General features: G+C 73.8%; 21 protein-coding genes and 1 pseudogene. 13 read left to right on the top strand and 9 right to left on the bottom strand.

Annotated features, from left to right (window positions below; all coding sequences use genetic code 11):
* Nucleotides 1-549: 549 nt before the first annotated feature.
* Nucleotides 550-1,407, bottom strand: coding sequence for a helix-turn-helix transcriptional regulator (locus B056_RS0104255; RefSeq protein ID WP_026239307.1), 858 nt, complete (start codon nucleotides 1,405-1,407; stop codon nucleotides 550-552).
* A 901-nt stretch (nucleotides 1,408-2,308) separates the two neighbouring features.
* A complete protein-coding gene (locus B056_RS0104250; RefSeq protein WP_018500666.1) occupies nucleotides 2,309-5,047 on the bottom strand; it encodes a DEAD/DEAH box helicase in 2,739 nt (912 codons plus the stop codon).
* A gap of 249 nt (nucleotides 5,048-5,296) precedes the next feature.
* On the opposite strand from B056_RS0104250, the gene B056_RS0104245 reads away from it, so the two are divergent.
* Both B056_RS0104245 and B056_RS0104240 read left to right on the top strand, forming a co-directional pair.
* Complete coding sequence (locus B056_RS0104245; RefSeq protein ID WP_018500665.1) at nucleotides 5,297-6,427, top strand: acyl-CoA desaturase; 1,131 nt, start codon at nucleotides 5,297-5,299, stop codon at nucleotides 6,425-6,427.
* A gap of 216 nt (nucleotides 6,428-6,643) precedes the next feature.
* On the top strand, nucleotides 6,644-6,886 hold the full coding sequence (locus tag B056_RS0104240; protein WP_018500664.1) for a hypothetical protein: 243 nt from the start codon (nucleotides 6,644-6,646) through the stop codon (nucleotides 6,884-6,886).
* A 164-nt stretch (nucleotides 6,887-7,050) separates the two neighbouring features.
* On the opposite strand, the gene B056_RS0104235 is transcribed toward B056_RS0104240, so the two are convergent.
* The 3 genes from B056_RS0104235 to B056_RS0104225 all read right to left on the bottom strand — a co-directional run bounded on the left by B056_RS0104235 (nucleotide 7,051) and on the right by B056_RS0104225 (nucleotide 11,715).
* A complete protein-coding gene (locus B056_RS0104235; protein WP_195905828.1) occupies nucleotides 7,051-9,630 on the bottom strand; it encodes a HelD family protein in 2,580 nt (859 codons plus the stop codon).
* 244 nt (nucleotides 9,631-9,874) lie between these two features.
* Complete coding sequence (locus tag B056_RS0104230; protein WP_018500662.1) at nucleotides 9,875-10,732, bottom strand: ABC transporter permease; 858 nt, start codon at nucleotides 10,730-10,732, stop codon at nucleotides 9,875-9,877.
* The gene (locus tag B056_RS0104225) at nucleotides 10,729-11,715 is read right to left on the bottom strand and encodes a daunorubicin resistance protein DrrA family ABC transporter ATP-binding protein (RefSeq protein WP_018500661.1); all 987 of its coding nucleotides are present in this window, start codon (nucleotides 11,713-11,715) and stop codon (nucleotides 10,729-10,731) included. Before B056_RS0104225 ends, B056_RS0104230 begins: the two co-directional genes overlap by 4 nt.
* 211 nt (nucleotides 11,716-11,926) lie before the next feature.
* Here B056_RS0104225 and B056_RS0104220 point away from each other — a divergent pair, with 211 nt between their 5' ends.
* Nucleotides 11,927-12,697, top strand: a complete 771-nt coding sequence (locus B056_RS0104220; RefSeq protein WP_018500660.1) for a TetR/AcrR family transcriptional regulator — start codon at nucleotides 11,927-11,929, stop codon at nucleotides 12,695-12,697.
* Between the two features lie 15 nt (nucleotides 12,698-12,712).
* Here the strand turns inward: B056_RS0104220 and B056_RS0104215 are convergent, their stop codons facing one another.
* Nucleotides 12,713-13,168, bottom strand: coding sequence for a hypothetical protein (locus B056_RS0104215; RefSeq protein WP_018500659.1), 456 nt, complete (start codon nucleotides 13,166-13,168; stop codon nucleotides 12,713-12,715).
* Nucleotides 13,169-13,396: 228 nt separating this feature from the next.
* On the opposite strand from B056_RS0104215, the gene B056_RS0104205 reads away from it, so the two are divergent.
* The 9 genes and pseudogenes from B056_RS0104205 (at nucleotide 13,397) to B056_RS0104170 (ending at nucleotide 22,007) form a co-directional block, all read left to right on the top strand.
* The gene (locus B056_RS0104205) at nucleotides 13,397-14,005 is read left to right on the top strand and encodes a flavin reductase family protein (RefSeq protein WP_018500657.1); all 609 of its coding nucleotides are present in this window, start codon (nucleotides 13,397-13,399) and stop codon (nucleotides 14,003-14,005) included.
* A gap of 156 nt (nucleotides 14,006-14,161) precedes the next feature.
* Nucleotides 14,162-14,608, top strand: coding sequence for a peroxiredoxin (locus B056_RS0104200; protein WP_018500656.1), 447 nt, complete (start codon nucleotides 14,162-14,164; stop codon nucleotides 14,606-14,608).
* A 233-nt stretch (nucleotides 14,609-14,841) separates the two neighbouring features.
* Nucleotides 14,842-15,798: a zinc-binding dehydrogenase gene (locus tag B056_RS0104195; protein WP_026239303.1), complete on the top strand. Its 957-nt coding sequence runs from the start codon at nucleotides 14,842-14,844 to the stop codon at nucleotides 15,796-15,798.
* 433 nt (nucleotides 15,799-16,231) lie between these two features.
* Nucleotides 16,232-17,458: an ABC transporter substrate-binding protein gene (locus tag B056_RS0104190; protein ID WP_026239302.1), complete on the top strand. Its 1,227-nt coding sequence runs from the start codon at nucleotides 16,232-16,234 to the stop codon at nucleotides 17,456-17,458.
* 452 nt (nucleotides 17,459-17,910) lie between these two features.
* Complete coding sequence (locus B056_RS44000; RefSeq protein WP_084647081.1) at nucleotides 17,911-18,243, top strand: PadR family transcriptional regulator; 333 nt, start codon at nucleotides 17,911-17,913, stop codon at nucleotides 18,241-18,243.
* A gap of 27 nt (nucleotides 18,244-18,270) precedes the next feature.
* Complete coding sequence (tnpA, locus tag B056_RS0104185; RefSeq protein WP_018500653.1) at nucleotides 18,271-18,693, top strand: IS200/IS605 family transposase; 423 nt, start codon at nucleotides 18,271-18,273, stop codon at nucleotides 18,691-18,693.
* Nucleotides 18,690-19,888 (top strand): annotated as a pseudogene (locus B056_RS40200) (RNA-guided endonuclease InsQ/TnpB family protein). The gene tnpA and the pseudogene B056_RS40200 overlap by 4 nt, the downstream one beginning before the upstream one ends.
* 55 nt (nucleotides 19,889-19,943) lie before the next feature.
* Entirely contained in the window at nucleotides 19,944-20,129 is a 186-nt protein-coding gene (locus tag B056_RS43990) for a hypothetical protein (RefSeq protein WP_018500650.1), read from the top strand.
* 93 nt (nucleotides 20,130-20,222) lie between these two features.
* Nucleotides 20,223-22,007 (top strand): glycosyltransferase, encoded by a 1,785-nt coding sequence (locus B056_RS0104170; protein WP_018500649.1) that lies wholly within the window; start codon nucleotides 20,223-20,225, stop codon nucleotides 22,005-22,007.
* 21 nt (nucleotides 22,008-22,028) lie between these two features.
* Here B056_RS0104170 and B056_RS0104165 read toward each other — a convergent pair whose 3' ends face one another.
* Entirely contained in the window at nucleotides 22,029-23,300 is a 1,272-nt protein-coding gene (locus tag B056_RS0104165; protein WP_154676822.1) for an NAD(P)/FAD-dependent oxidoreductase, read from the bottom strand.
* Nucleotides 23,301-23,350: 50 nt separating this feature from the next.
* Nucleotides 23,351-24,604, bottom strand: coding sequence for a hypothetical protein (locus B056_RS0104160; protein ID WP_018500647.1), 1,254 nt, complete (start codon nucleotides 24,602-24,604; stop codon nucleotides 23,351-23,353).
* A gap of 431 nt (nucleotides 24,605-25,035) precedes the next feature.
* Here B056_RS0104160 and B056_RS35050 point away from each other — a divergent pair, with 431 nt between their 5' ends.
* Nucleotides 25,036-25,437: a hypothetical protein gene (locus B056_RS35050; RefSeq protein ID WP_018500646.1), complete on the top strand. Its 402-nt coding sequence runs from the start codon at nucleotides 25,036-25,038 to the stop codon at nucleotides 25,435-25,437.
* Nucleotides 25,438-25,564: 127 nt separating this feature from the next.
* On the opposite strand, the gene B056_RS0104150 is transcribed toward B056_RS35050, so the two are convergent.
* Complete coding sequence (locus tag B056_RS0104150) at nucleotides 25,565-25,921, bottom strand: group I truncated hemoglobin (protein WP_026239301.1); 357 nt, start codon at nucleotides 25,919-25,921, stop codon at nucleotides 25,565-25,567.
* Nucleotides 25,922-26,065 lie beyond the last annotated feature (144 nt).

The raw sequence follows: 26,065 nt of genomic DNA, 5'->3' as shown, positions 1-26,065 counted from the left end.
TACGGGGTTCAACCGCACGGGGGTAATCCGACTGACGGCGCGGGCCGCCCGGCTGGCTCCGGGGGGGACGAGCGTCCCGCCGCGCCCGGCGGCGCCGAGCGCCGGCCCGGGGGGCAGCCGCGCCGCGGCGGCCCGGGAGCGGTGCCGCCACCTGGGGTGGAACAGCACCCCGCGGGGGATCAGAGTGGCGCGTCGGGCCCGGCGTCCACCGGCCCGCTCCCGCTGCCGGCGCCCGGCGCCGCGGCCACCCGACCGGCGCCGGCGCCCGGCGCGCGGCGATTCTGCCCCGGGCCGACCCGGCGCCGGTGAGATTCGTCCCGCGGCCGGTTCCGCCGGTGGCCCGCGGATTGCGGGCACCAGGACTGGAATTCATTTCCCGATGGGCGTGAACGGAATGTTTCCGACCGGCCGGCCGCGGGCGAAACACCGCTCGGGCGTCCGGCCGACCGGATGATCGGAGCACCACAGGCCGACGGGCGGTGACCGTCCCGAGATTCTCGGGGGGTCACCGCCCGTCGGCGGTTCTGGCGGCGCGCCGTCGCGCCGGACTCACGGCAGAAGGCTGGAACGGCGCGCGACGTTCACGGCTGCCGTGCGGTTGTGCACTCCCAGTTTGTTCATGATGCTGCGCAGGTACGCCTTCACCGTCTCGGGGCTGACGGCGAGCCGGCGCGCGGTCTCCGCGTTGGACATGCCCTCCGCGACGAGCCGCAGGACGTCGAGCTCGCGGGGGGACAGCCCGAAGGGCTGGGCCCGCGTCGGCGGCGCGGTGTCGGGGAAGAGGTCCTCGAGCAGGTCGCGCACCGCGACGATCCGCTCCCGCAGGGCCGGGTCGCCGGCCTGGTAGCTGAGCTCCTCCAGCTCGGCGTCGACCCGGCACAGCACCCGCAGCCGGGACGCGCCCGCCGGGCCGCCCGGTGTCGGGCCCGCGTCGGCGCGGGCCGCCATCGTGCGTTCGGCCAGCAGCGCCTCGAACCGGCGGGCGACGCTGAGCGCGGTCTCCACGGCGGCTGGCGGGACGGGGTTGTCGGCCCGCACGCCGCAGTACAGCACCGCGTGGACGGTTCCGCCGGTGCGTACCGGCACGGCCACCACCGAGGAGATGTCCTCGCCGAGGACGGCCCAGTCACGCTGGTCCTCGGTGTAGCGCGGGCGGGTGCCGGCGTCGATCACGACGGGCCGCCCCAGCGCGACGACCCGCCCGCCCACGCCGTGGCCCGGCGGCAGCGACATGCCGCGCAGCGCGTTGGTGCGGTTCCCGTCGAGCGCGCTGATGGTCAGGTAGCGCGAGCGGGGATCGACCGATCCGCCATAGGCCAGATCGGCGCCGGTACGGGCGCGCAGCCGGGTGACGGCTCGAGGCAGCAAAGCCTCGACCGAGCAGTCATCGGAAGTGCCCGATGTCATCGTCTTCCTCTCGTCCGGGGGTCTCGCGGACTAAGAACGAAACAAAGCAGAAAAATTCGGCAGAGGTGCCACCGGCCCACCACCTTTTTCCCGGGGTAAGCCGGTATGCGGCGAGGTCGGTCGCGGAAAAACGGAGGTCGTGCGGTGCCGGGTGCGGTGCCGGGTCGGCGGCGAGTGCCGCCGGGTGGCCCGGTCCTTTACGGCAGACAAAATGCCTTGCTGGGAAATGAGACTAGCAAGGGGATCTTCGTCCCGGCAATCAGCGCATTGTGCACTGTGGTGCCGAACGCGCGCAGTGAGGGTTGGGATCCGGCGAAGGTGTATGGGGGTGGCCCGGTCGCGCGGGCCCCGCACCGCCGCCGGACGCCCGTGCGCCGCGCGCGGATCCCGCCGCCGTGCCCCGCCGCGCCCCGGCGCGGGGAGCGCGCCGGGGCGCCGCGGCGTCGCGTGGGACACGGCGATCGCCTGTTCGTTCTCCGTTGATGTGAAGCGACGGGGTCCGTCGTCCGGTGTTCTTCGCCGATTCCCGGCCTGGCGTCAGTTGTGTTTCCGGTGGTTGTTTTGTGAGAATGTCCGCCGCCAGGGTTGGGTAAATACCAGCCCGGTGGCGGCTTTCCGGCCTCGGCCCGGAGTCGCCGCCGTCACCCCTGGTCGCGGGTGGACGCCGGTGCGCGATGCCCGGCCCGGCCGGGTACGGGCCACGGCGCGACGGCCCCCGCGCCGGTCGCGGCGGCCGTCATGCCCGTCCGTCACCATGCCGCGCCGCACCGCACCTGAGGCCTTTCCCGAACCTACGCGGGAGGGCTGGACCGATGGTGCCGGTTGCGTGCCGCCCGGCGGGCGCGGGAACACCTCGGTGCCATGAGTGGCTCGCCGCCGCGCCCGCCGTCCGGTACGCCGCTCAGAGCTGGTCGACGGCCGTCACCCGCAGGACGGCAACGCCGGCCTCGTCGGAGGCGGCGAGATCCACCTCGGCGCTGATTCCCCAGTCGTGGTCCCCGGCCGGATCGTCGAAGATCTGGCGCAGCGTCCAGTGGTCCGCGGCGGTCTCCACGATGAGCAGCCCGGGGCCGCGGGCGTCCGGGCCCGTCCCGATCTCGGCGTGGAGGTCGAAGTACGGCTCGAGGGCGTCCCGCCAGGCCTGTGCGTCGAAGCCCACGGCCGCGTCCAGTTCGCCGAGCAGGTCGTAACGGCGCAGCGCGGCCAGCTCGACCCGGCGGAACAGCGCGTTGCGCACCAGCACCCGGAACGCGCGGGTGTTCGCGGTGACCGCCGAGGTCCGCTCGACCAGCGCCCCCGGCGCGACGCCGCCCTCGGGGGCGGGGTCGCGCAGCGCCTCCCACTCGTCGAGCAGGCTGGAGTCGACCTGGCGGACCAGCTCGCCCAGCCACTCGGTGAGGTCGGTGAGCTCCTCGGTGCGCGCGTCCTCGGGCACCGTCTGGCGCAGGGCCTTGAACGCGTCGGCCAGGTAGCGCAGCAACAGCCCCTCGGAGCGGGCCAGGCCGTAGAAGTCGACGTACTCGGCGAAGGTCATCGCCCGCTCGAACAGGTCCCGGGCGACGGACTTGGGGGACAGTTCGTAGTCGTCGACCCAGGGGTGGCCGCGTCGGTAGGTGGCGAGCGCGGCGTGCAGCAGTTCGTCGAGCGGCTTGGGCCAGGTGACCTCGTCGAGCAGCTCCATCCGCCGGTCGTACTCGACGCCCTCGGCCTTCATCGCCGCCACCGCCTCCCCGCGGGCGCGGAACTGCTGCGCGGACAGCACCTGCCGCGGGTTGTCCAACGTCGCCTCGAGCAGGCTCAGGACGTCCAGCGGGTAGGCGGGGGACTCGCGGTCGAGCAGCTCGATCGCGGCCAGCGCGAACGGGGACAGCGGCTGGTTGAGCGCGAAGTCGAGCTGCAGGTCGACGGTGAGCCGCACGGTGCGCCCGGTCTCGTCCGGGGCGTCGAGCTTCTCCACCACCCCGGCGGCGAGCAGCGCCCGGTAGATCGCGATCGCCCGGCGGATGAGCCGGCGCTGCCCGGCCGGCGACTCGTGGTTGTCGGTGAGCAGGTGGCGCATCGCGGCGAACGCGTCCCCCGGCCGGTTGACCACGTTGAGCAGCATCGAGTGGCTGACGGCGAACTGTGACGTCAACGGCTCGGGTTCGGCGGCGACGAGCCGGTCGAAGGTCGGCACGCCCCAGGAGACGAAGCCCTCGGGGGGCTTGCGGCGCACGACCTTGCGTCGTTTCTTCGGGTCGTCGCCGGCCTTCGCCAGCGCCTTCTCGTTCTCCACGACGTGCTCGGGGGCCTGCACGACGACGTTGCCGACGGTGTCGTAGCCGGCCCGCCCGGCCCGCCCGGCGATCTGGTGGAACTCCCGCGCGGTCAGGATCCGGGTGCGGGTGCCGTCGTACTTCGACAGCGCGGTGAACACCACGGTGCGGATCGGGACGTTGATGCCCACCCCGAGCGTGTCCGTGCCGCAGATGACCTTGAGCAGGCCGGCCTGCGCGAGCAGCTCGACCAGCCGGCGGTACTTCGGCAACATCCCCGCGTGGTGCACGCCGATCCCGTGCCGGACCAGCCGGGACAGTGTCTTCCCGAACCCGGCGGTGAACCGGAACCCGCCGATCATCTCGGCGATGGCGTCCTTCTCGGCCCGGGTGGAGACGTTCACGCTCATCAGCGCCTGCGCCCGTTCCAGCGCGGAGGCCTGGGTGAAGTGCACGACGTAGACCGGCGCCTGGCGGGTCTCGAGCAGCTCCTCGATCGTCTCGTGCAGCGGGGTCGTCACATACCGGTGGAACAGTGGGACGGGGCGCTGCGCCGAGCGCACCACCGCCGTGGGCCGCCCGGTGCGCCGGGTCAGGTCCTCCTCGAACCGGGTGACGTCGCCCAGCGTCGCCGACATGAGCAGGAACTGGGTGTCGGGCAGCTCGATGAGCGGTACCTGCCAGGCCCAGCCCCGGTCCGGGTCGGCGTAGTAGTGGAACTCGTCCATGACGACCTGGCCGACGTCGGCGGCGGCGCCGTCACGCAGCGCGATGTTCGCCAGGATCTCGGCGGTGCAGCAGATGATCGGCGCGGTCTCGTTGACCGAGGCGTCGCCGGTCATCATGCCGACCCGCGCCGGGCCGAACACCGCGCACAGCGCGAAGAACTTCTCCGACACCAGCGCCTTGATGGGCGCGGTGTAGAAGGTGCGCCGGCCCCAGCCGAGCGCGGCGAAGTGCGCGCCGGTGGCCACCAGGCTCTTCCCGCTGCCGGTCGGGGTCGCCAGGATGACGTGCGCTCCGCTCACCACCTCGATCAGCGCCTCGGTCTGCGCCGGATACAGTTCCAGGCCCTGGTCGGTCACCCAGGCGCCGAACGCGTCGAACAGGGCGTCCGCGTCGGGTTCGGGACCGGCCGGCAGCCGGTCGGTCAGCGCCGGCGCGCCGGCGACCGGGCCCGCGGGGGTGCCAGGCGTGCCGCCAGGTGCGGTTCCGGGTGCCGCGCCGTCGGGGGCGAGGTCGGGTGCGGTGTTCTCGGGCGTGGAGGTGTGCGGCGTCATGGTGCTCTCGATCGTGCCCCACGGACGGCGGGCGCGGGCGACGGGCCGTCCCACCGCGGCGCGCGCCGTGCGGTCCGCGGCGTGCAGGCGGGTGGGTGGGTGCACCGCGCCGGGTGAACCGCCGCCGGCCGGGCGCGGCGGCGTATCGGTCCGGCGCGGCGCGGGTATCCCCGGCTGCGCCGGGCGGGGCGGCGCGGCTCACCCCCCGCGGGTACAGGTGGGGCCAGACCCCCATGGGTCCGGGCGCCACCTCCACTGACCTGGATGATGATTCGCAGCAGAGTCGGCGGTGTCGTCGTCGGCCACCTGGAGAGGGTCCTTATGTCCCATGACCGTACGGGCGTGAGTCCGCCCGTGCTTCTGACTGTCGGTCCGGCCACGGACGCGCCTCGGGCGTCGGTGCCGGCGGTGGCGCCCGGCCCGGCCGTCGCGGCCGGCGCGACGCGGCCGTCCACGCCGTCGGGCCCGGCGGCCGGGCGTGCCGCGGACAAGAACACGGGCGGCAAGGCCGCGGCGAGCGCGATCGCGGTGGGAGAGTGCGCGGTGGCCGAGGGTACCGCGCCGCCGCGGGCGCCGGGTGCCGTGCCGGAGCTGGATCCCCGGCCGAAGTCCCGCGCCGAGCAGATCCTGCTCGCGCTCTTCCTGGGCGGGCCGCTGCTGGCGGTCGCCCTCGCCGTCCCGTTCGCCTGGGGCTGGGGCCTGGGCTGGCACGACATCGTCATCGGCGCGGTGATGTACGTCGTCGGCGGTCTCGGGATCACCGTCGGCTATCACCGGCACTTCACCCACGGCGCGTTCAAGGCGCGCCGGGGCCTGCGGATCGCGCTCGCGCTCGCCGGCGGCATGGCGATCGAGATGAGCGTGATCGACTGGGTGGCCGCGCACCGGCGCCACCACCGCTTCTCCGACCGCGACGGCGACCCGCACTCCCCGTGGCGGTTCGGGCCCGGGGCCCGGTCGCTGGCCCGGGGCCTGCTGCACGCGCACGTCGGCTGGCTGTTCGCGCCGCGGCGGACCAACGCCCAGCGGTACTGCCCGGACCTGCTCGCCGACCGGGACATCCGCCGGATCTCGGACCGCTTCGGCTGGCTGGTCGCCGTGTCGATGCTGCTCCCGCCGCTGGTCGGCGGTCTGTGGGCGGGGTCGTGGACGGGCGCGCTCACCGCGTTCTTCTGGGCGTCGCTGGTCCGGGTCTTCCTGCTGCACCACGTGACCTTCTCGATCAACTCGATCTGCCACGTCCTGGGCGCCAAGCCGTTCACCACCCGGGACCACTCGGGCAACGTGTGGTGGCTGGCCGTCCCGTCGTTCGGGGAGGCGTGGCACAACCTGCACCACGCGGACCCCACCAGCGCGCGCCACGGGGTGCTGCGCGGTCAGATCGACCTCAGCGCCCGGCTGATCGCGGTGTTCGAGCGTCTCGGCTGGGCGCACGACGTGCGCTGGCCCGACCGGGAGCGGATCGCGGCGAAGCACGCCGCCTGACCATCCGCCGTCCGCCGACCTGCCTCGCCCCGCCGTGCCCGTGCCCGTGCCGTGACGGAGTCGTCAGCACGCGCCGTCCGGTAGGCCACGTGACCGCGCAGGCTGGGGCCGAGTGCTCCCGTGTGCCGTCCGTTGGTCCTGTGATGGGGGCCGCCGCCCCACCTACCGGGGCGGCGGGACATTCCACTCGTGCTTTTTGCGGTTAGCGTCGGCGGGGTGGATGAGCTCCCTCTGCTCGTCGGGTCTGGTGACATCGCCCGGGCGCTGGGCGTCACCCGGCAGGCCGTCGATCACCGGCTGCGCAGCGATCCGGCGGCACCCGCGGCCGCGGGGGTCGTGAACCGGACGTCCGCCTGGAACGGGACCCGGATCTGGTGGCGCGAGGATGTCGACCGGTGGCTGAACCTCGAGCCTGACCGGTGGCATCGGCTGCTCGCGTCTACCGCGCGAAGCGGGTGAGGCGACGGTGGCCTGATCGTTCGACTACCGGCTGGTGCACCCCCGACACAAGACAGTCAACGATGTTGACGACCGTTCGCGACCAGTTCCGATCTTGAAATCTCCACTCCGTCCCCGGGGCGCGGCCCACCGCCGCGTCCCGGGGACGGACCGACCCCGCCGGCTCAGCGTCGCGGCGCCGCCGGCGCACCGGTGCCAGCCGCGTGCGGCCGTAGCCGGCTCAGCACCGCCGGCAGCTCGCCGACGTGCACCACCCCGAGCTGGTTCGTCGGCCGGGTCAACGCGACGTACAGGTCACCGGCGCCTCGCGGTGACTCGGCCAGGATGCGTTCGGGTTCGACCACGATGACCGCGTCGAACTCCAGCCCCTTGGACTCGCGGACCGTCAGCACGACGATCGGCCGCTCCGGATCCGCGTCCGAGCCACCCGCCCCACCCGCCGCGCCGACACCCCCGGTGCCGCCGGCGTTGTCGGTTTCGGCGAGAGACGCCAGCTCGTCGCGGCGGGACCGTGGCACGATCACCGCCAGCCGCCCACCGCCGGCCGCCGCGCGCTCGGCGCGGACCAGCCGCTGCAGGCGCTCCACCAGCTCCGGCGCGTCGACCGCGAGCCGCCACGGCGCGTGGCCCGAGCGGCGCACCGACCGCGGCGCGCGCAGCCCGCGGCCCTGGGCGGCGAGCACGTCGCCGGCGACGTCCATGATCTCCGCGCCGGTGCGGTAGTTCACCGTGAGCCGCTCGAGGGTGAACCGCCGGCCCACGAACGGGTCGAGCGCCTGCTCCCATGACGAGCTCCCGGCCGCGTCGCCGGTCTGCGCGACGTCGCCGACGAGCGTCATCGACCGGGTCGGGCAGCGGCGCATCACCATCCGCCAGGCCATCGGGGACAGCTCCTGCGCCTCGTCGACGATCACGTGGCCGAACGCCCAGCCGCGGTCGGCGGCGGCGCGCTCGGCGGTGCTGCGGGTGTCGACCTCCTCCTGGCGCTCGCCGAAACGGTCGGCGTCGATGACGTCGGCGGCCATCAGCGTCTCGCCGTCCGGGTCCTCGGTGTCGCCGCGGGAGAGGATGTCGAGCACCCCGCCGGCGTAGTCGACGCGCTGCTGGCGTTCCAGATGTGCGGCGACGGCCGCGTCGATCGCCGCCCGGGGGTCGTCGCCGAGCAGTTCGGCGGCCTCGTCGAGCAGCGGGGTGTCGGCGGGCGTCCAGCCGCCGGACCCGCCCTCGCCGGTCTCGCTGGCCCCGTCGGGGGCGCGGCGCAGCGCCGCGCGCTCGGCGTCACTCAGGCCGGGGGCGGCGCGGGACAGCGTGTCGGGGGAGGCGAACAGGTCCGCCAGCAGCGCCTGCGGGGTCAGCAGCGGCCACAGGCCGTCGATCGCCTCGGCGAGCCTGGGGTCGGACCGCAGGTCGCGGCGCAGGTCGGCCAGGTCGGCGGAGTCGAGCACCGGCCGGTCCGTCGCCGCGGCCGCGGCGGCCAGGGCCGCGCTCGGCCAGTCACCACCGTCCGCCGCCGTGCCGCTTCCGCCTGGCCCGCCGTCCTCGTCGCTCTCGCCGAGGGCGTCGCGGGCGGCGTCGGTGTCCGGCCAGAGCATGAAGTCGTCGACGAAGTCCGGGATGTCGACCTCGTCGATCGACGACTCGTACCGGTCGGCGATCTGGCGGGTCAGGGCGGTGATCACCTCCCGGACGAACACCGACCGGGCGTGGTTGTGCGGCCGGCCGGTGAGCCGGGCGGCCGCCCGGGCCGGCACGACGATGGTCTCGTCGAGGCGGGCGATCCCGTCCGCGACGGTGATCTCCAGGGGCGTGTCGGGCAGCCGCTGGCGGTCGCGGACGGCGGCGGCCAGGATGTCGACCATCTCCGACCGACCCTTGATCTCCGCGGCGGTCGTGCTCTCGGCACGGCGGGCCCGCACGCCGGGGAAGAGGTCCCCGACGGTCGACAGCAGCACCCCGGTCTCGCCGAGGGAGGGCAGCACCTGCTCGATGTAGCGCAGGAACGCCGGGTTCGGCCCGACGATGAGCACCCCGCGCTTGGACAGCTGCTCCCGCCGGGAGTACAGCAGGTAGGCGGCGCGGTGCAGCGCGACGGTGGTCTTGCCGGTGCCCGGCCCGCCCTCGACGACGAGGACGCCGTCCTGCTCGGAGCGGATGATGCGGTCCTGTTCGGCCTGGATGGTCGCGACGATGTCGCGCATCCGGCCGGTGCGGTGCGCGCCGAGGGTGGCCAGCAGCGTCGCCTCGCCGACGAGACCGCCCCGCGTCGCCTCGCCGGGGCCGTCGCCGTCGTCGGCGCTGGCGCCGAGGCCGTCGAGGGTCCGTAGCCCGACGACCCCGCCGCCCAGGGTCGTCGGGTCGAACAGCTCGTCGTCGAGGTGGGTCACCCGCCGCCCGACGGTGCGGATGTGGCGGCGGCGGGCGACGTGCAGCGGAGTGGCCCCGGTGGCCAGGTAGAAGGGGCGGGAGGCCGGGGCCCGCCAGTCGATGAGCAGCGGCTGGTAGTCGGAGTCGGGGTCGAGGACCCCCATCCGGCCGATGTAGCGCTGCTCCCCGTCGGCCATGTCGAGCCGGCCGAACAGCAGCCGGTCCCGCATCGCGTCGAAGCGGGCGACCTGGTCGGCGTTGCGGGCGACGAGCGCGTCGCGGTCGGCGCGCGCGCCGGGTTCGGGATCGTCGCGCAGCAGGGCTTCGGCGAGCCCGGCCGCGGCCGCGGCCCGCAGCCCGTCCAGCCGCTCGTGCAGCATGGTCAGGTACCGCTGCTCCCGGGCCTGCTCGCCGTCCCCGGCGCCGTCCGCGGCCGGGATGGCCGCGGTGACCGGGGATCCCGGGGATACAGCCGCGGCGGGCACCGCTTCGTTTGACAATCCCCAACCCTTTCCGCTACTCTGTGGCTGTCTAAGGCACGTTTTCGCGTGCCTTCATGGCGGCCCCAGTTTAGCCCAGAGCGGCTTCATCCAGGCGATCGCTCAGGCGGGTGAAAACCGCCGATCAGTCGGCCCGCCCGGTGAACGCACGCCATCCGAACAGGAATTTCGCCGCCAGGTAGGACCCGGCCAGCACCGGGCCGAACCAGGCCAGCGCCAGCCACCCGCTCGTCCCGATCGGGGTCCCCGTCAGCAGGCCGCGCAGCGTCTCGATCACCGGGGTGACCGGCTGGTGGTCCGCGACCGCGCGCAGCGGGCCCGGCATCGTGCCGGTCGGCACGAACGCGCTGCTCAGGTAGGGCAGGAACAGCACGAAGAAGGTGAAGCCGCTGGCGGCCTGCGAGCTGCCGGCCAGCAGTCCGAGCGCCACCGACAGCCAGGTCATGGCGAGGACGAACAGCAGCAGCACCACGATGACCCCGCACCATTCCACGGCGGTGGCGTCCGGGCGGAACCCGGTGGCCAGCGCCACCGCGACGACCAGCGCGGTCGAGACGGCGTTGCGCGCGACGCTGGCGACGACATGCCCGGTCAGCACCGCCCCGGCCGAGATCGGCAGCGAGCGGAACCGGTCGATGACACCGGTCGCGGTGTCCTGGGCGACGCCGACCGCGGTGGCGGCCGCCCCGTAGCCCGCGCAGAGCAGGATGATGCCCGGCACGACGTAGTCGACGTAGTCGCCCCCGGTGTCGATCGCGCCGCCGAACACGTAGACGAACAGCAGCATCAGGTTGACCGGCAGGATCACGCTCAGTAGCAGCGTCTCCGGGTCGCGGACCAGGTGCCGCAGGCCGCGCCCGACCAGCACGGCGGCGTCCGCCGCCGCCCAGCGCGCGGTAACCGTCCACCCTTCGGTCGCGGCGGCGCCGGCGGGGATGATGCCGGCCGGGGTGGTGCCGGCGGTGCGGGGTTCGATGGTCATCGGGCGGGCTCCTCGCGGCGGGACGGGGCGGGCTGGCCGGCGCTGGTGAGGCTGAGGAACACGTCGTCGAGGTTCGGCCGGCGCAGCGCGACCGGGCCCACGTCCAGTCCGGCGTGCCGCATCCGGTCGAGGACGGCGCGTACCTCGGTGGCGGTGCCGTCGGTGGGGACGGCCACGGTCCGGCGCCGGGCGTCGCGCTCGCCCGCGGTGGGGCCGAGCAGCCGCAGCGCGGCGGCGAAGTGGGCGTCGTCGGTGAAGGTGAGCTCGAGGCGCTGCCCGGCGATCCGGGACTTCAGCTCCTCGACGGTCCCCTCGGCTGTGACCCGTCCGTGGTCGAGCACGGTGACCCGGTCGGCGAGCCGGTCGGCCTCCTCGAGGTACTGGGTGGTGAGCAGGACGCTCACCCCGTCCGCGGCGAGCTCGCGGATGACCGTCCACAGTTCGGCGCGGCTGCGCGGGTCGAGTCCGGTGGTCGGCTCGTCAAGGAACATCACCCGCGGCCGGGACACGAGGCCGAGGGCCAGGTCGAGGCGGCGACGCATCCCCCCGGAGTAGGTGCGTACCGGCCGGGCGCGGGCGTCGGCCAGGTCGAAGCGGTCCAGCAGTTCGGTGGCACGCGCGCGGGCGCCGGGCCGGCCCAGCCGGGCGAGCCGGCCCATCAGGACCAGGTTCTCCTCGCCGGTGAGGACCTCGTCGACGGCCGCGTACTGCCCGGTCAGACTGATCACGGCGCGGACCTGCCGCGCGGCCCGCAGCGCGTCGTGGCCGGCGACGTGGACGGTTCCGGAGTCCGGCCGCAGCAGCGTGGCCAGGATGCGAATCATGGTCGTCTTGCCGGCGCCGTTCGGCCCCAGCAGCGCGTGGACGTCGCCGCGGCCCACGGTGAGGTCGACGCCGTCCAGGACGGCCGCGTGCCGGTAGCTCCTGGTGAGCCCGCGGACGCGGACCGCGGGAGCGTACTGGTGCCCATTCGGTGTGGTCATGTGCTCGTGCTCGGCATGGTGCGGTCCTCCGGGTGTCGGTGCGGGCGTCGGGCCGGGGCTGGCGGCGCGCGGCGCCAACTGTGTACGGCGCATACAGAAACGCCGAGGGTTATTGTGTACCACCGAAACTGATTACGGTCTAGACAATCGTGTAGCGCGTACGCGACTCCGTACGATGGCGGCGGGAACGTGCCGAGGGAGCGGGAGCCGCATGGACATCGAGGCCAGCCCGGGTCTGCCGCCGGGCGTCGACCTGCTGTGGGGGCGGCGCGAACGGGGCCGGCGCGGCCCGCGCCCCGGGCTGAGCCTGGCCCGTATCGTCACCGCGGCCGTGGAGATCGCCGACGAGGAGGGGCTGGGCCCGCTGTCGATGAGCCGGCTCGCCCAGCGGCTCGGCTTCACCGCGATGTCGCTCTACCGGTACCTCGGCGGCAAGGACGAGCTGCTCATGCTCATGTTCGACGCCGTCCTGGACAGCCCGCCGCCGGGCCCGGCGGCGGGGGAGGGTTGGCGTCCGGTGCTCGAGCGGTGGGCGGGGGCGAGCCGGGCGGTCCACCAGCGGCACCCGTGGGCGCTCGACGTCCCGATCAGCGGCCCGCCGCTGGGCCCCAACCAGCTGCGCTGGCTCGACGTCGGGCTGGCGGCCTTCACCGACACGCGGGCCGCCCCCGAGGAGAAGCTGAGCGCGCTGCTCCTGCTCGACGGTTACGTGCGGGCCGAGGCCCGGCTGTGGGTGCAGCTGCGCCACGCCTACGGCCCGGGCCCGGCCGCCGCGGCCGCCCCGGCGGGCGCCGGGCCGCCACCGTCCTGGGGGGCGGTGCTGCGGCAGCTGATCGACGGTGAGCGTTACCCGGCACTCATGGAGATCGTCGGGAGCGGGGCGCTCGACAGCCGGCCGGACTACGACGACACCGACTTCGAGTTCGGACTGGCCCGCATCCTCGACGGCCTCGAGGCCTTCCTGCGTCCGCCCGGCCACTGACCACGCGGTGCCGGTTCAGCGGACGAGGTGGCGTAGCGCGGCCCGCGCGAGGGGGGCGTAGGCGTGGGGCAGCGGGGCCGGGCCGGTGATCCGCACCCAGGTGGACGTGCCGCCGTCGAGACAGGCGTCCACACCGTGGTCGAGGTTCAGCCGCCACGGGCCGATACCGACCCGCCAGCTCCAGGTCCGCTCGGACTCGTCCACCGCGGTGACCAGGAACCGCACCGCCGGCCCGGCGAGTGGACGGACCCGCCCGCGCAGCCCGGGAACAATCCGGGTACGCCCGGGCGCGCCCGGACCACGCCGCCCACCGGCCCCGGCGACCGCGCCCGCCGGGGCGCGCCCGGCGCCCTCGACCACGACCGCCCGGATCTGCGGCGCCCAGCCCGGCCAGGCCGCCGGGACGGCGTACCGCTCCCAGCACAGCTCGGGCGGCGCGGGCCCGGAGGCCTCCACGAACACCACGCTCACACTCAGTCATGCTAGAGCCCGCCGTTGCGCCGCAGCACGAGCCAGACGCCGCTGGCGAGGACGACGATGACGAGCCAGCTGGCGACCAAACCGTCATGATCGTCGAAACCCGGATACGGCACGTTCTGCCCGTAGAACCGGGTGACCGCGGTCGGGACGGCGCTGGTCCGGGATGGCCTTACCGCGTCCGTGGTTGTTAGAGCGGCGTCGCTGGGAAAGGGTGTGGTTATGCCAAAGCAGGTCACCGCGCAGCATCCGGCCCCGCGCCGGCCGCCGGCTCGCAGTGCCGCCGACCCGGGCGCGCTCGCGCGGGCCTTCCGGCGTCATGCCGCCGGCGTGACGATCGTGACGATGGCGGGACCGCGCGGCCCGGTGGGGTTCACCGCGACGTCCGTGGCCTCACTGTCCGAGCGTCCACCGCTGGTGTCGCTGGCCCTGTCCGTCCGGTCGTCCATCGCGCCCGTGCTCGAGGCCAGCGAGACGCTCATGGTCCACCTGCTGTCGGAGGGCCAGCACGAGCTGGCGGCCCGGTTCGCGCGGCCGGGCGCCGACCGGTTCGGCCCGCCGACCCGGTGGCGGGCGCTCCCCGGCGGCGAGCCGTTGCTGCTCGACGCCGCGGTCTGGCTGCTGTGCCGCGTCCGGCGCCGCACCGTCGAGGGTGACCATCATCTCGTCGTCGCCGAGGTGCTCGACAGCCGGACCGGCCGGGCCGAGGCACCGCTGGTGTACCACGACGGCGCCTACGGCACCATCCAGACGGCGTCGGAAAGTCCCGCGAGGCCGGATGGGACGATCGGCGAGGGCGATCTGAGCATCCGCGGCGCGCGCTCGCGCTGAGGAGCCCGCGCTCCGCGCGGTTCCCGGACCGGCTGACTTCCCGGACCGGCTGACTTCCCGGACCGGCTGACTTCCCGGACCGGCTGACTTCCCGGACCGGCTGATTCGCCGGACCGGCTGATTCGCCGGCTCGACGAACGAGTGGAGGGTTCTCGGATGAACGTGGGGGACCAGGTCGGTGACCTGTCCGGTGTGGACGAGACCGGCGCCGAGCGGCGGTTTTCGGACCTGCTGGCGAAGGGGCCGCTGGTCGTGTTCTTCTACCCGGCGGCGATGACGCCGGGCTGTACTCGGGAGAGCTGCCACTTCCGGGACCTGGCGGGCGAGTTCGCGGCGCTCGGCGCCGGGATCGTCGGTGTCAGCGCGGACGACACCGCCCGGCAGGCGGAGTTCAGCGCCAAACACTCCTTCGGCTTCCCGCTTCTCGCCGACACCGGTCGGACGATCGCGGACGCGTTCGGGGTCCGGCGCAGGTTCGGCCCCAACAAGCGGGCCACGTTCGTCCTCGACCGGGACGGAACGGTCGTCGCCCGGATCGACTCGGAGTTCGCGATGAACCGGCACGCGGACCGGGCGCTGGAGGCGCTGCGGGCACTCGGCTGAGGCCGGACCCCGCCCCGCCTGCCGCGTTCCGTTCCGCCGCGCTCCGACCCGCGGCCCTCCGACCCGCGGCGGGCCCCGCGAGGCCCGCCGCGGGTCGGACGCGACACGCCTCTCAATCTGAACCGATCGGTTTCATCGTCGATACCGTGATGGAAATTCGGTTCTGCTTCCGGGCTGGCGGCATCGTGATGACCGTCACTGTGAGCGGTTGAGTAAGGGCGGAGAGTGGGTAAATGCGGGCACTTGTGACGGACGGGTCGGCGGCCGGTGGGCTGCGGCTTGGGGAGGTGCCGGATCCGGTACCCGGGCCGGACCAGGTGCTGATCAGGACCGCGGCGGTCTCGCTGGTCGACCGCGACACGGGCTACGCCGCGGCGATCCTCGGCGACGGTGGCGTCTGGGGGTTCGACGCGGCCGGTGTGGTGATCGAGGCCGCGGCCGACGGGAGTGGCCCACCGGTGGGGTCGACGGTGCTCACCCTGCTACCGGCACCCGGCGCCTGGGCGGAGTTCGTCGCCGCCGGCACCGGCGACGTCGCCGTGCTGCCGCCGGGTGTCGACCCGGGCGTGCTGACCGGGCTCGCGCTGCCGGCGGTCTCCGCGGTGCAGGCCCTCGACGAAGTTGAGGGACTCGCCGGCAGCCGCGTCCTCGTCACCGGCGCCGGCGCCGGGGTGGGCTGGTTCGCCGTCCAACTCGCCGCGCTGCGCGGAGCCGAGGTCGTCGCCGTGGCCCGCGATCCGGCGGACGCCGACGACCTGCGGGCGGCCGGCGCCCACGAGGTCCGCACCGACCTGCCCGGGACGGCGCCGGCCGGTACCGGGGGTTCCGGGCCGGACGCGCCGTTGCGGCCGGTCGAGGTGGTGATCGACGTGGTGGGCGGGACGACGATGACCCGGGCGGTCGAGCTGCTGGCCGAAGGCGGCACCGCCGTCGCGGTCGGCGCGATCTCCGGGGAGCGGATGGTCTTCCCGGCGGCGACCTTCGCCAGCCCGCTGCGCCGCCAGGTCCGCGGGTTCTGGGGCAGCTGGCCGGTCGGCGCCGACCTGGCCACGGTCGTCGAGCTGGTCGCCGCCGGGCGACTGTGCCCGCGGCCGGGCTGGCGTGGTGGCTGGGCCGAGGTCCCCGGTCTGCTCGCCAGCTTCGCCGCCGGCCGGACCCGGCGGCGCCGGGCCGTGCTCGACGTCGGCTGAGCTCGACGTCGGCTCAGACCCCGCGCCGCCGTTCGGTCCCGGGCGCCGGACCGCTGCTTCCGGCTCGCGGGTCACCTGGTCCAGGTCAACGAACGCACACCGGATCGGCTGGCGGCGGCGCGGCGCGGTGGCCTGCCGCCCGACGGCAGGCCGCGCGACACCGTCGGGCGGGCCGCCGCCGGGCCGCGGGCCGGGGCCCCGCCGGGGGTTCTCCCGACCGGAGATTCGCCCAGGTCAGCGGTTATCCGTTGAATCGCAGCCACTGTTTTGGTCATATTGTTCGCGTCCGTCGGACGCATAGTGTCCGTGCACACCGGAGTGATCAATCGCGAGGTGGTACAGGCGCCGCTTCACAGTTGTGAGTGAGTCGTTACCCATGTTGGACGTCCGGGATACGGTGGCTGCAAGAACCGACCTGACCCCGGGGGCCTGCATGGCGACAACTCGTTCACTGTCCTGGTTGTCAGCCGTGCTGTTATGCGCCGCCGCCCTGACCGGCTGTCGAAGTGACGCGGCGCAGAGCGCGCCCCCCTGCGTCACTGAGGGTGTCACCGCGGACGAGGTCAAGCTGGGGCTGTTGTTTCCGGACACCGGCCTCGGCGCGGTGACCTTCAGCGCCGCCCGCGCCGGAATCGACGCCAGGTTCGGTGCCGTGAACGCCGCCGGCGGCGTTCACGGGCGTCGGATCGTCTATGACTGGCGGGACGACACGGCCAAGGCGTCGATGAATCTCACGACGGCCCGCACCCTGGTCGAGCGGGAAAACGTCTTCGGTATGCTCGAGACGAGCACGGTGGCCTCGGGCAGTGCGGCCTATCTCGCGGAACGCGGAATTCCGGTGCTTGGAATCGCGGTGGAGGACGCCTGGGCGAAGTACCGGAACATGTTCTCCTTCAACTACAGTTTCACCGCGAAGGGCTCGGTCGACACGTTCGGCAAGTTCGTCCATGAGCGCGGCGGAACCAAGGCGATGATCCTTTACAACCCGCTCGACCCGACCGTGTCGACGCACATCGCCGAGGAGTTCACCTCCAGCTTCCAGTCGGTGGGGATCACGACGACCACGGTCGGCACCGACGACAACCCCGTCTCGGCCCAGGCCGACGAGATCGCGCAGCAGATGGCCGCGCAGGGCGTCGACACGCTGGCCGGCACGCTGAGCACGGAGGGCCTGGCCCGGGTCGTCGCGGCCGTCCGGCGCCAACACGTCCCGCTCAAGGCCATTCTCAGCAGCAGCCCCGCGCCGAACGCCGATCTGTTGCAGACCTACGGCGCGCAGCTGGCCGGTGTGACGACGTTCGCCGCCTACATTCCGTTGGAGACGAAGTCGCCCGCACTCGACTCCTACCGCGCCGCGATGGCCACCTACGCCCCGCAGCTCCAGGACACCGACCAGACGTTGGCGCTGGTCGGCTACATCATCGCCGACATGTTCATCCGGGGCCTGGAGGAGACGGGGGACTGCCCGACCCGGCAGGGCTACATCGACGCCCTGCGGGCGGTGAAGGGCTACAACGCCGGCGGCCTCATCGGTGACATCGATCTGGAACGCGACTTCGGTAAACCCGCCGAGTGCTACTCGTTCGTCGAGGTGAACGCCGAAGGCTCCGCCATCCAGATCGTCAGCCCGAACTACTGCGGCCACCGGCTGCCCGACTGACGAGTCGCCGGGCCGCCCGCGCGCGGTCCGAGTACTCCGGACGAAGGAAACCGTCCGACCGCGAACCGTCGTGGTGCCGCCGCCGTCGGCGGCTGCGGTGCCGTGCCAGGCGGCACGAACGATGAGATCCGTTTCTCCACGCCGGTGGGGCGAGAACCGGCGGCCCGCAGGAGAAAGCGGCCGAGATCGCGTCGGCGAACGAAACCCGCGTGACCTTCCGCGCTCCGCGGCTCGTCGGCGGCTGGCCGCACTTCGCGGCCACGGGATCCCGCCGTACGGCCGGGAAGTCCGTCCGGCGCGGATGATCGGCCGGAAAAGCGTCACCGGCTGGCTTTTCGAGATGACCGCGTCCCTGCCGCGGAACGAAGACCGAACCGTTCGTCCGTCGGCCCCCGAAGGGCACCGCCAAGAACGGGCTGCTGGCGCTGCTGGCGCTGCTGGCCGAGCGCCCGATGTACGGCTATCAGCTGCGGGCGGAGTTCGGGTCGAGAACCGGGTCGACCTGGCCGCTGAACATCGGGCAGGTCTACACGACCCTGCGCCGCCTCGCGCGTGCCGGGCTCGTCGAGGGCGATGAGGACCCCGCCCCGCAGGTGCCTGCCGGCGGGGCGGGGCATCGTCCACCGGCTCAGCGCGGCGGGTCACGTGGCCGCGCGGAGCCGGTGGACGACACCGGTCAGCCGCCGCACGGCCGGCCGGCCGCGACGAGCTCGCCATCAGTGACCTTCGGAGGGGATTGTCGCCTTCAGGCGGCAGGGGGATCCGGTACGGACCGTAACTGTTAGACCAGCCACGCTGGTATAGTCGGTGGCATGGGCGGGCAGGTGACCACGGAGGCGGGTGGGGTCTACGACCTCGGCTACCACGTGGTGTGGTGCCCGAAATACCGCCGCCCGGTGCTCACCGGCCCGGTCCGCGACCGGCTCGAAGAACTGCTGTGCGCCAAGTGCGCCGAGCACGACTGGCGGGTTGTCGCGCTGGAGATCGAGCCCGACCATGTGCACCTGTTCGTGAAGGCTCACCCGAAGCACCCGCCGTCCTACATCGCCAACCAGTTGAAGGGCTTCACGTCCCACGAGCTGCGCGGCGAGTTCGGCCACCTGCGGTCCCGGCTACCCACCCTGTGGTCGCGGTCGTACTTCGTCGCCACCGTCGGCGCGGTGTCCGCTGAGACGGTCCGGCGGTACATCGACACGCAGAACGAACGCCCGTGGCGCAAGGGCGCGACCCGGTGAGACGGACCTTCACGTTCCAGCTGCGTCCCACGTCGCGGCAGGCCGGTTTGCTGGTCGCGATGCTGAAAGACCACCGGGACTTGTGCAACGCGGCGTTGCGGGAGCGGCGGGACGCCTACACGCACCCGTTGAGGACCCGATCACCTACGGGGACCAGTCGGACCAGTTGAAGGAGATCCGGGCGTATGACCCGGATCAGGCCCGCTGGTCGTTCTCCTCGCAGCAGGCCACCCTGCGCCGCCTCAACCTCGCCTTCCAGGCGTTCTTCCGCCGGGTCAAGTCTGGTGAGACCCCCGGCTACCCGCGCTTCAAGGGCGCCGGGCATTTCGACACGGTGACGTGGCCCGTCGACAACGACGGCTGAAAGTGGGACTCCCAGCCCGAGCATCCGACGCAGACGTTCGTCCGGTTGCAGGGTGTCGGCCACGTCAGGGTCAACCGGCACCGGCCCGTGCGCGGCACGGTCAAGACGGTCTCGGTCAAACGCGAGGGCCGCCGCTGGTACGTGCTGCTGTCCTGCGACGGCGTGCCCGCCGAGCCGCTGCCGACGACCGGCGCCGTGGTCGGCGTCGACCTCGGGATCGCCTCGCTGGCCACGACCAGCGACGGCCGGCACTACGGCAACCCCAGACTCCTGGAACGCGCCGCCGGCCGGCTGGCCGCCGCGCAACGCGACCTGTCGCGGAAGAAACGCCGCTCGAAACGGCGAGGCAAGGCCGTCGCCCGGGTCGCCGGGCTGCACCGCGAGGTCACCCGCCAGCGCGCCGACCTCGCGCACAAGACCGCGCTCGGCCTGGTCCGCGACCACGACCTGATCGCTGTCGAGGCACTCACCATCAAAGGCATGGTCCGTCGGGCCAGGGCCAGGCCCGACCCTGACAGCCCGGGGGTGTTCCTGCCGAACGGGCAGGCCGCCAAGTCCGGGCTGAACCGGTCGATCCACGACGCGGGATGGGGGGTGTTCCTGGGAATCCTGCACGCCAAGGCTGAAAGCGCCGGACGGACGGTGATCCCGGTTCCCGCCCCCCACACGTCCCGCACCTGCGCGAAGTGTGGCCACTGTGCCGCCGAGAACCGGCCGACCCAGGCCGCGTTCGCCTGCGTCGCCTGCGGACACACGGCGCACGCCGACGTCAACGCGGCGGTCAACATCCTTCGGGCTGGGCTGGCCCGTCAGGGCGCGCAAGCGGCCTGAGAAGCCGGCGGCTCCAACCGCCGGAGTAGTCACCAAGCTGGCGCTCGCCGTCACGGTGCCCGGCGTCGACGTCGGCGCGCTGGTGCTGCGCCAGCGCGCCGAGACGCCGCGGGCGGTGCAGGAGTACACCCGACCGCGCCACCCCCCGCCCCGACCATGGCGCCGGCGGTGCGAGGGGCTGGCGGCGCGCGGGTCGGCGGAGGCGGTTGGCACCGCGGTGGGGCCCGGCGGGGCCACATAGGTGGCGGCGTCCGGCGGCTGCTCCCCCCCAGCGAACTAGCCCGAAATGACCAGCTGACAGGATGCGTGGTGGGGGGATAGAGAAGGGACTTGTATGGCGTACCAGGCAGCGCCCGCCGACGCGGCCGGCCCGGCTTCACCCGAGTTCGCGCCACCGTCAGCACCGCCCAGCCTGGCTCCGAACGGCCTGGCTCCGAGCGGGCCGGCCTCGCCCGGCCTGGCGCCGCGGGAGCCGTCCACGGCCGGGGTGCCGGTCGTCCCGCCGATCCCGGCGCAGGCCGTGGCCGGCGACGTCCGCGGCGCCGCCCGGGCCGGGATACCGCCGCTGGACGGCGTGGACACCTGGGTCCGGGTGCCCGTGGTGTGGTGGAAGGCCGTCGCCGGGCGGGTCGTCGGGGTCGCGATCACGCTGATCGGCGCGGTGTACGCGGTGTGGCGCGCCGGGACGCTGGACGGGACCGGCGTGGCCGGCCACCTGTTCTACGCGGCCGAGATCGTCAGCTACCTCACGATCGTGTGGACGGCGGTGATGACCGGCCGGATGCGCACCGGGTACGTCCGACGCGCCCCGGCGCCGGCCGGCGCCCTCGACGTCTTCGTCACCGTCTGCGGCGAGCCGGTCGAGATGGTGGAGGCGACGCTGCGCGCGGCGCTGGCGATCGACTACCCACACCGCACCTACGTCCTCAACGACGGGCGGATCGCCGGGCGGCCCAACTGGCGTGACATCGACGCGCTCGCCGCCCGGCTCGGGATCACCTGCTTCACCCGTACCGACGGGCCGCGAGGCAAGGCCGCGAACCTCAACCACGCCCTCGCCCGCACCGACGGCGACGCCGTCATGACGCTGGACGCCGACCACATCGCGGTGCCCGACCTCGGCGAGCTGGTCCTCGGCTACCTGCGGGACCCGAAGGTCGGGTTCGTCTGCACCGAGCAGCGCTTCGACGTCGGCCGGCACGACGTGCTCAACAACGCCGAGCCGATGCTGTACAAGGCGGTGCAGCCGGCGAAGGACCGCGACAGCGCCGCGTCGTCCTGCGGGAACGGCACCCTGTACCGGCGGACGGCGGTCGAGTCCGTCGGCGGCTTCAGCGAGTGGAACATCGTCGAGGACCTGCACACGTCGTACCAGCTGCACGCCGCCGGTTGGCAGAGCGTCTACCACAACGGCCCGGTGTCCGTCGGCGTCGCGCCGGCGACCGCGGCGGAGTACGCCAAGCAGCGCAGCCGGTGGGCAATGGACGGCCTGCGCCTGCTGCTGTTCGACAACCCGCTGCGCAAGCCCGGCCTGACCGGCTGGCAGCGGGCGCACTACCTGCACACCGGGATCGGCTACCTGGTGGCCTGCGCGCAGATGATGTTCCTGCTGGGGCCGCCGTTGAGCGTCCTGGCCGGGGTCCGGATCGCGGCCGGTGTGTCGCTGACCGCCTACGTGCTGCACGCCCTGCCGTACCTGGTCGGCTCGCTGCTGTTCGTCGTCGCCTACACCGGGCCGCGCGGCGCGCAGCGGACGGTGGCCAGCACCCTGTTCAACGCCCCGCTGTACGCGCTGTCGTTCGTGCGGGTCGTGCTCTCCGGCCGGCCGGAGTCGGGGGCCACCGCGAAGACCGCGTTGCCGCGGATGTCGCTCCTGCTGCTGCCCCAGGTGCTCTTCGCCGCCGCGCTGGTGGTCACCATCCTCGTCGTCGGCCTCGACCCGAACGTGGCCGACCTGTCCGCGCTGGTGTGGGCCGGGGTGCTGCTGTCGATGGTGGCCGGGCCGCTGTCGGCGCTCTCGGAGCGTCGGGACCGGGTGGAACGGGCCCAGCTGCCGATCCGGGCGGTCATCCTCGGGCTGGTCCTGAGCTTCGCCGTGGTCTCCCTCCTGGAGGGCTGACCCGACCCCGCCCCGCCACGCTCACCCGAGGATGCGGGCGGTGCCGAAGCCGGCGGCCAGTCGGTCGCCGGCGGTGAACCGGCCGGGGTCGAACTCGGCCAGGCCGGGAGCGGGTGGCTCCCCGGCGAGCAGGCCGGCGACGTGGTCGCCGAGGACCGGCGCGAGCTTGAAGCCGTGGCCGCTGGTGCCGGCGTCGACCCACACCCGGTCGGTGATCCGCCCGATCACCGGCTGCCAGTCCGGGCTGACGTCGTAGAGCGCGGACCAGCCGCCGGCCCGGGCCCGCGGCTCGCCGGGCCGGCCGGCCCGCCCCGGCCGGCCGGGGCGCCGGCGCAGCGCGGCCTCGGCGAGGCGGGCGAACTCGGTGTCGCGTACCGGGCCGGTCGCGGTGTCCGGATCGACCGGCGGGGTGGGCTCGAGGCCGCCGAGCATCCATCCGCCGTCGGGCTGCGGCGCGGCGTAGTACCCACCGGCCACGTCGATGATCACCCCGGCGTCGGCGTCGGCGGCCGCCCCGGTACCGGTACCGGCGATCGGGGCGGGGCCGAGGAGCGCGACGACGTGCCGTTCGGCGTGCAGCGGCAACGTGACGCCGAGCTGGGCGGCCAGCGGTGCCGTCCAGGGACCGGCGGCGAGCAGCAGGCGCCGGACCCGGTGCGTCGTGCCGTCCGCGGTGGTGAGCTCGACCTGCCCGGGTGTCTCGGTGATCCGCACGACCCGGGCGCCGGTGTGGACCACCCCGCCGCGGGCCCGGGCCGCACTGACGAAGCCCCAGGTCGTCCGGTGGGGATCGGCGTAGCCGGCCTGCTCCTCCCGCACGGCGACGGCGACGTCCCCACCGGTGCCGACGGAGTCCGGGACGTCGTCCCCGCCGGCACCGACGTCGATCCCGGGGAACCGGCCGGCGACCTCGTCCGGGCCGAGGGTCTCGACGCCGATTCCCAGGTCGGCCAGAGTGGCCGCGGTGCGGCGCGCGGCGGCCGCGTCGTGCGGGCCGTGCAGGTACAGGCCGCCGGTGCGGACGAAGCCGGCGTCCGCGCCGTCGGTGTGCTCGGCGAAGCGGGCGAGGAACGCGATGCTGTCGTGCGCCACCCGGGCCAGGAACGGCTGGGTGTAGTAGGCCCGGCAGATACCGCTGGAGCTCCCGGTCGGCCCGCCCGCGGGTCGTCCCCGCTCGAACACGACGACGTCGAGCCCGCGACGGGCGAGGTGGAACGCGGCGCTCGCGCCGTGCACCCCCGCTCCGATGATCCCGACCTCGGCCATCTCGCCGTGCGATCGCGCCTGGGTCAACGTCTGTCCTCTCGCCGTCGCCTGCCGTCGCCTGCCGGTGTCTGCCGGTGTCAGCCGTTGGTGGCCCGGGGTTTCGGCCCGGTGGCGCGCATGTTCACCAGGCGGCCGAGCAGGTCGAACCAGAACGGGGCTCCGGCGGTGAGCGCGAAGCAGCCGATCGCCAGACCGACGATCTTCAGCAGCCAGCCGCCGACCGAGTGGGGTACCTCCCGCGGGTCGTCCCGTGTCTCGGAACTGTGCACCCACCCGATCGGGACGGCGAGCCCGGAGACCTCCCGCACGGCCTGGACCGCCTGCTCCGCCGCCTCACCGGCCGTGGGCTGGTCGGGCGCCGCCTCGCCGGCGGTGCCGTCGGAAGCCGTGGCGCCGGAAGCCGTGCTGCCGGAAGCCGTGCTGCCGGAAGCCACCTCGACCTGGGCGGCCGCCACCGCGGCCTGGCGTACCGTGCCGTCCTGCCAGAACGTCCGGGCCAGCCCGATCGCGTCGAGGTTGAACGGGACGGCCAGCAGGACCGCGTAGCAGAGCAGGAACACGGCGACGCGCCGCCGGTACCAGCCGGAGAGGCGGTCCATCGCGTCGTCGTACCAGCGGGCCAGCTCGGTGACGATCTTCTCGCGGTCCCCGGCGGCCTGGACGGTCGCCGCGATCAGGGCGTCCCTGGCCGGCGACGGGGGGAGCGCGGCGAGCCCGTCCTCGATGGTCCCGACCGCGGCGGAGCCGGTGGCGGCGACGAGCGCGGCCGCCATCACCCGTCCGGCCGGGTGGTCCACGGGCATCGCGGCGTGCAGGGCCTGGGCGGTCTGTTGGTCGAGGGTGCGCCGGGCGGCGTCGTAGGCGCGCCGGTAGGCGGCCCGGGCCTCGTCGGTGACCTGGTCGGGCAGGGTCTCCGGGCCGAGCTGGGCCAGCATGGCCCGAGCGGGCGGGTCGACCCGGTCGAGCAGCGCCTGGGCGAAGGCGGTCGACGGCACGTACGACGGCAGCCGCAGGGTACGCGCCCGGCGCACCGCGGCCAGGGCCCCGGCGACGGGCGGGTGGTCCGCCATGGGCGGCGGGCTGGTGTTGCGGCCGGTGGCCCGGGTGGTCCGCAGTGGGCCGTCGAGCAGTTCGGCGGCGACGTCCGGTCCGCCCTCGGGGTGGTCGGCGGCCCGGGCGCCGAGCAGCCGCCGCAGCTCGGACTCGAGCTGGCGTCCCCGGTAGCGGAACAGGGCGAGCACGGCCTCGTTGATCCGGGACACGGCGAGGCTGAACACGGCGAAGAGCAGCGCGAGGCCGATCAGCACATCGAAAGCGGACGAGTCCGGCATGGCTCCCGGTTCCTGACGTTCGGTCGCCCGGACGGCCGCTCGCGGGGCACCGGACGCGCACACCGGGACTCTCCCGGCAGACCGCGCATTTCTACACGGTGGCGCAGGGCCACCACCGAGCGGCGTCGTTCAGTGCGCCGGACGGGTACCGGGTGCCACGGAGCGTGCCGGCGCCACCGGTGCGCGGGGCGCCGGGCTACCTCTGGATCCACACCTCTTCGGGAAACGGCGGGTCGAGGCCGTCCGACCGGCGAGCAGGGCGTCGTCTGACGGCGGAAGCGGACCGTCGGTCCGGAATGCTGTTACGATGCGGACCATCAGTCCGCCTCCGCGAGGGGAGGAGTGCAGTGGCCACCGAAAAAGCAGCGGCTCCGGAAAGAACGGTGGCCCTGAAAAGAGCGGCGGCTCCCGAAAAAGGTGACCACGCGGCCGTGATTCACGCGATCCTGGCCCCCCGTGCCGCCGCGCTGCGCAAGCGGGTCGAGCAGGGGCCGCCGCCGCTCGGGCCGGGCGGAGCGCCCGTCGACACGCTGCACGCCTACCTCGACGCTCTGCTCGAGTTCGTCTGGGCGAACCGCGCCCTCATCCGCGCCCTGGAGGAGGACGGGCTGGAGACCTACTACACCAGCCCGCTCAGCGAGTTCTGGATCGGCGAGCTGGCGCGACGGGTGGCCGCCACCCGTCCCGGTGGAGACGCCGACGCGCAGGCCGAGTACCTGACGCACGTGCTGTTCCCCGCGCTGCGGGCGAACGTCGTCGACTACCTCGTCTCGGCCCGCGGGATGCCGCTCTCGCGGGTCCGCGACGGCCTGCGCAGCCTCGTCGCCGTCTGAGTCCGCGGCGCGGTCCGAGCCGCTCGGGGCCGTGCCCGGTCGTGCTGGTCGGCCTCACCAGCCGGGCGGCGCACGGCCCCGAGCCCGTTCCGGGCCTGGGTGTGGGACGGCCCCGCGCCGGCGGGCGCTACTTCACCGTGACGATGTCGGCCCGCAGCGGGGCGAGCACCGCTCCGATCTTGCCGGTGGTCTCCGCCGGGACACCGAGGCCGCTCAGCGCGGAGACCAGGTGGTCGACCACCGCGTCGAAGTTGGCGTCGGTGATGCGCAGCCCGGAGTGCACCGCGGCGATCGCGCCGCCCTGGTAGACCTCGGGCCCGCCGATCGCCGCGGAGATGAAGGCCTGCTGGTGCGCCTTGAGCCGCGGGAGGTCCTTGCCGGCGAAGAAGGGCGCGAGATCGGGGTCGGCCGTCACCCGGACGTAGAACTCGTCGACCGCGGCCTGCACGGCGCTCGCACCACCGATAGCGTCGTAGATACTCATCAGAGGTCTCGCTTTCGCAGGATGGGCCCAGCCGAGGTCGGTGACCACGTGCGTTTCCATGGGCCGCATTGGTGCATTTCCGACACTTCTACTAAATCGCGTGGGAAACGCGTTCGAAAGAGCCGAATGTCGACGCGGGAGCGA

It is taken from the genome of Parafrankia discariae (genome assembly GCF_000373365.1).
In the GTDB taxonomy this organism is placed as follows: Bacteria; Actinomycetota; Actinomycetes; order Frankiales; family Frankiaceae; genus Parafrankia; species Parafrankia discariae.
Note: the sequence above shows the minus strand (reverse complement) of the source record. Positions and strands in the feature narration are given on the sequence as shown.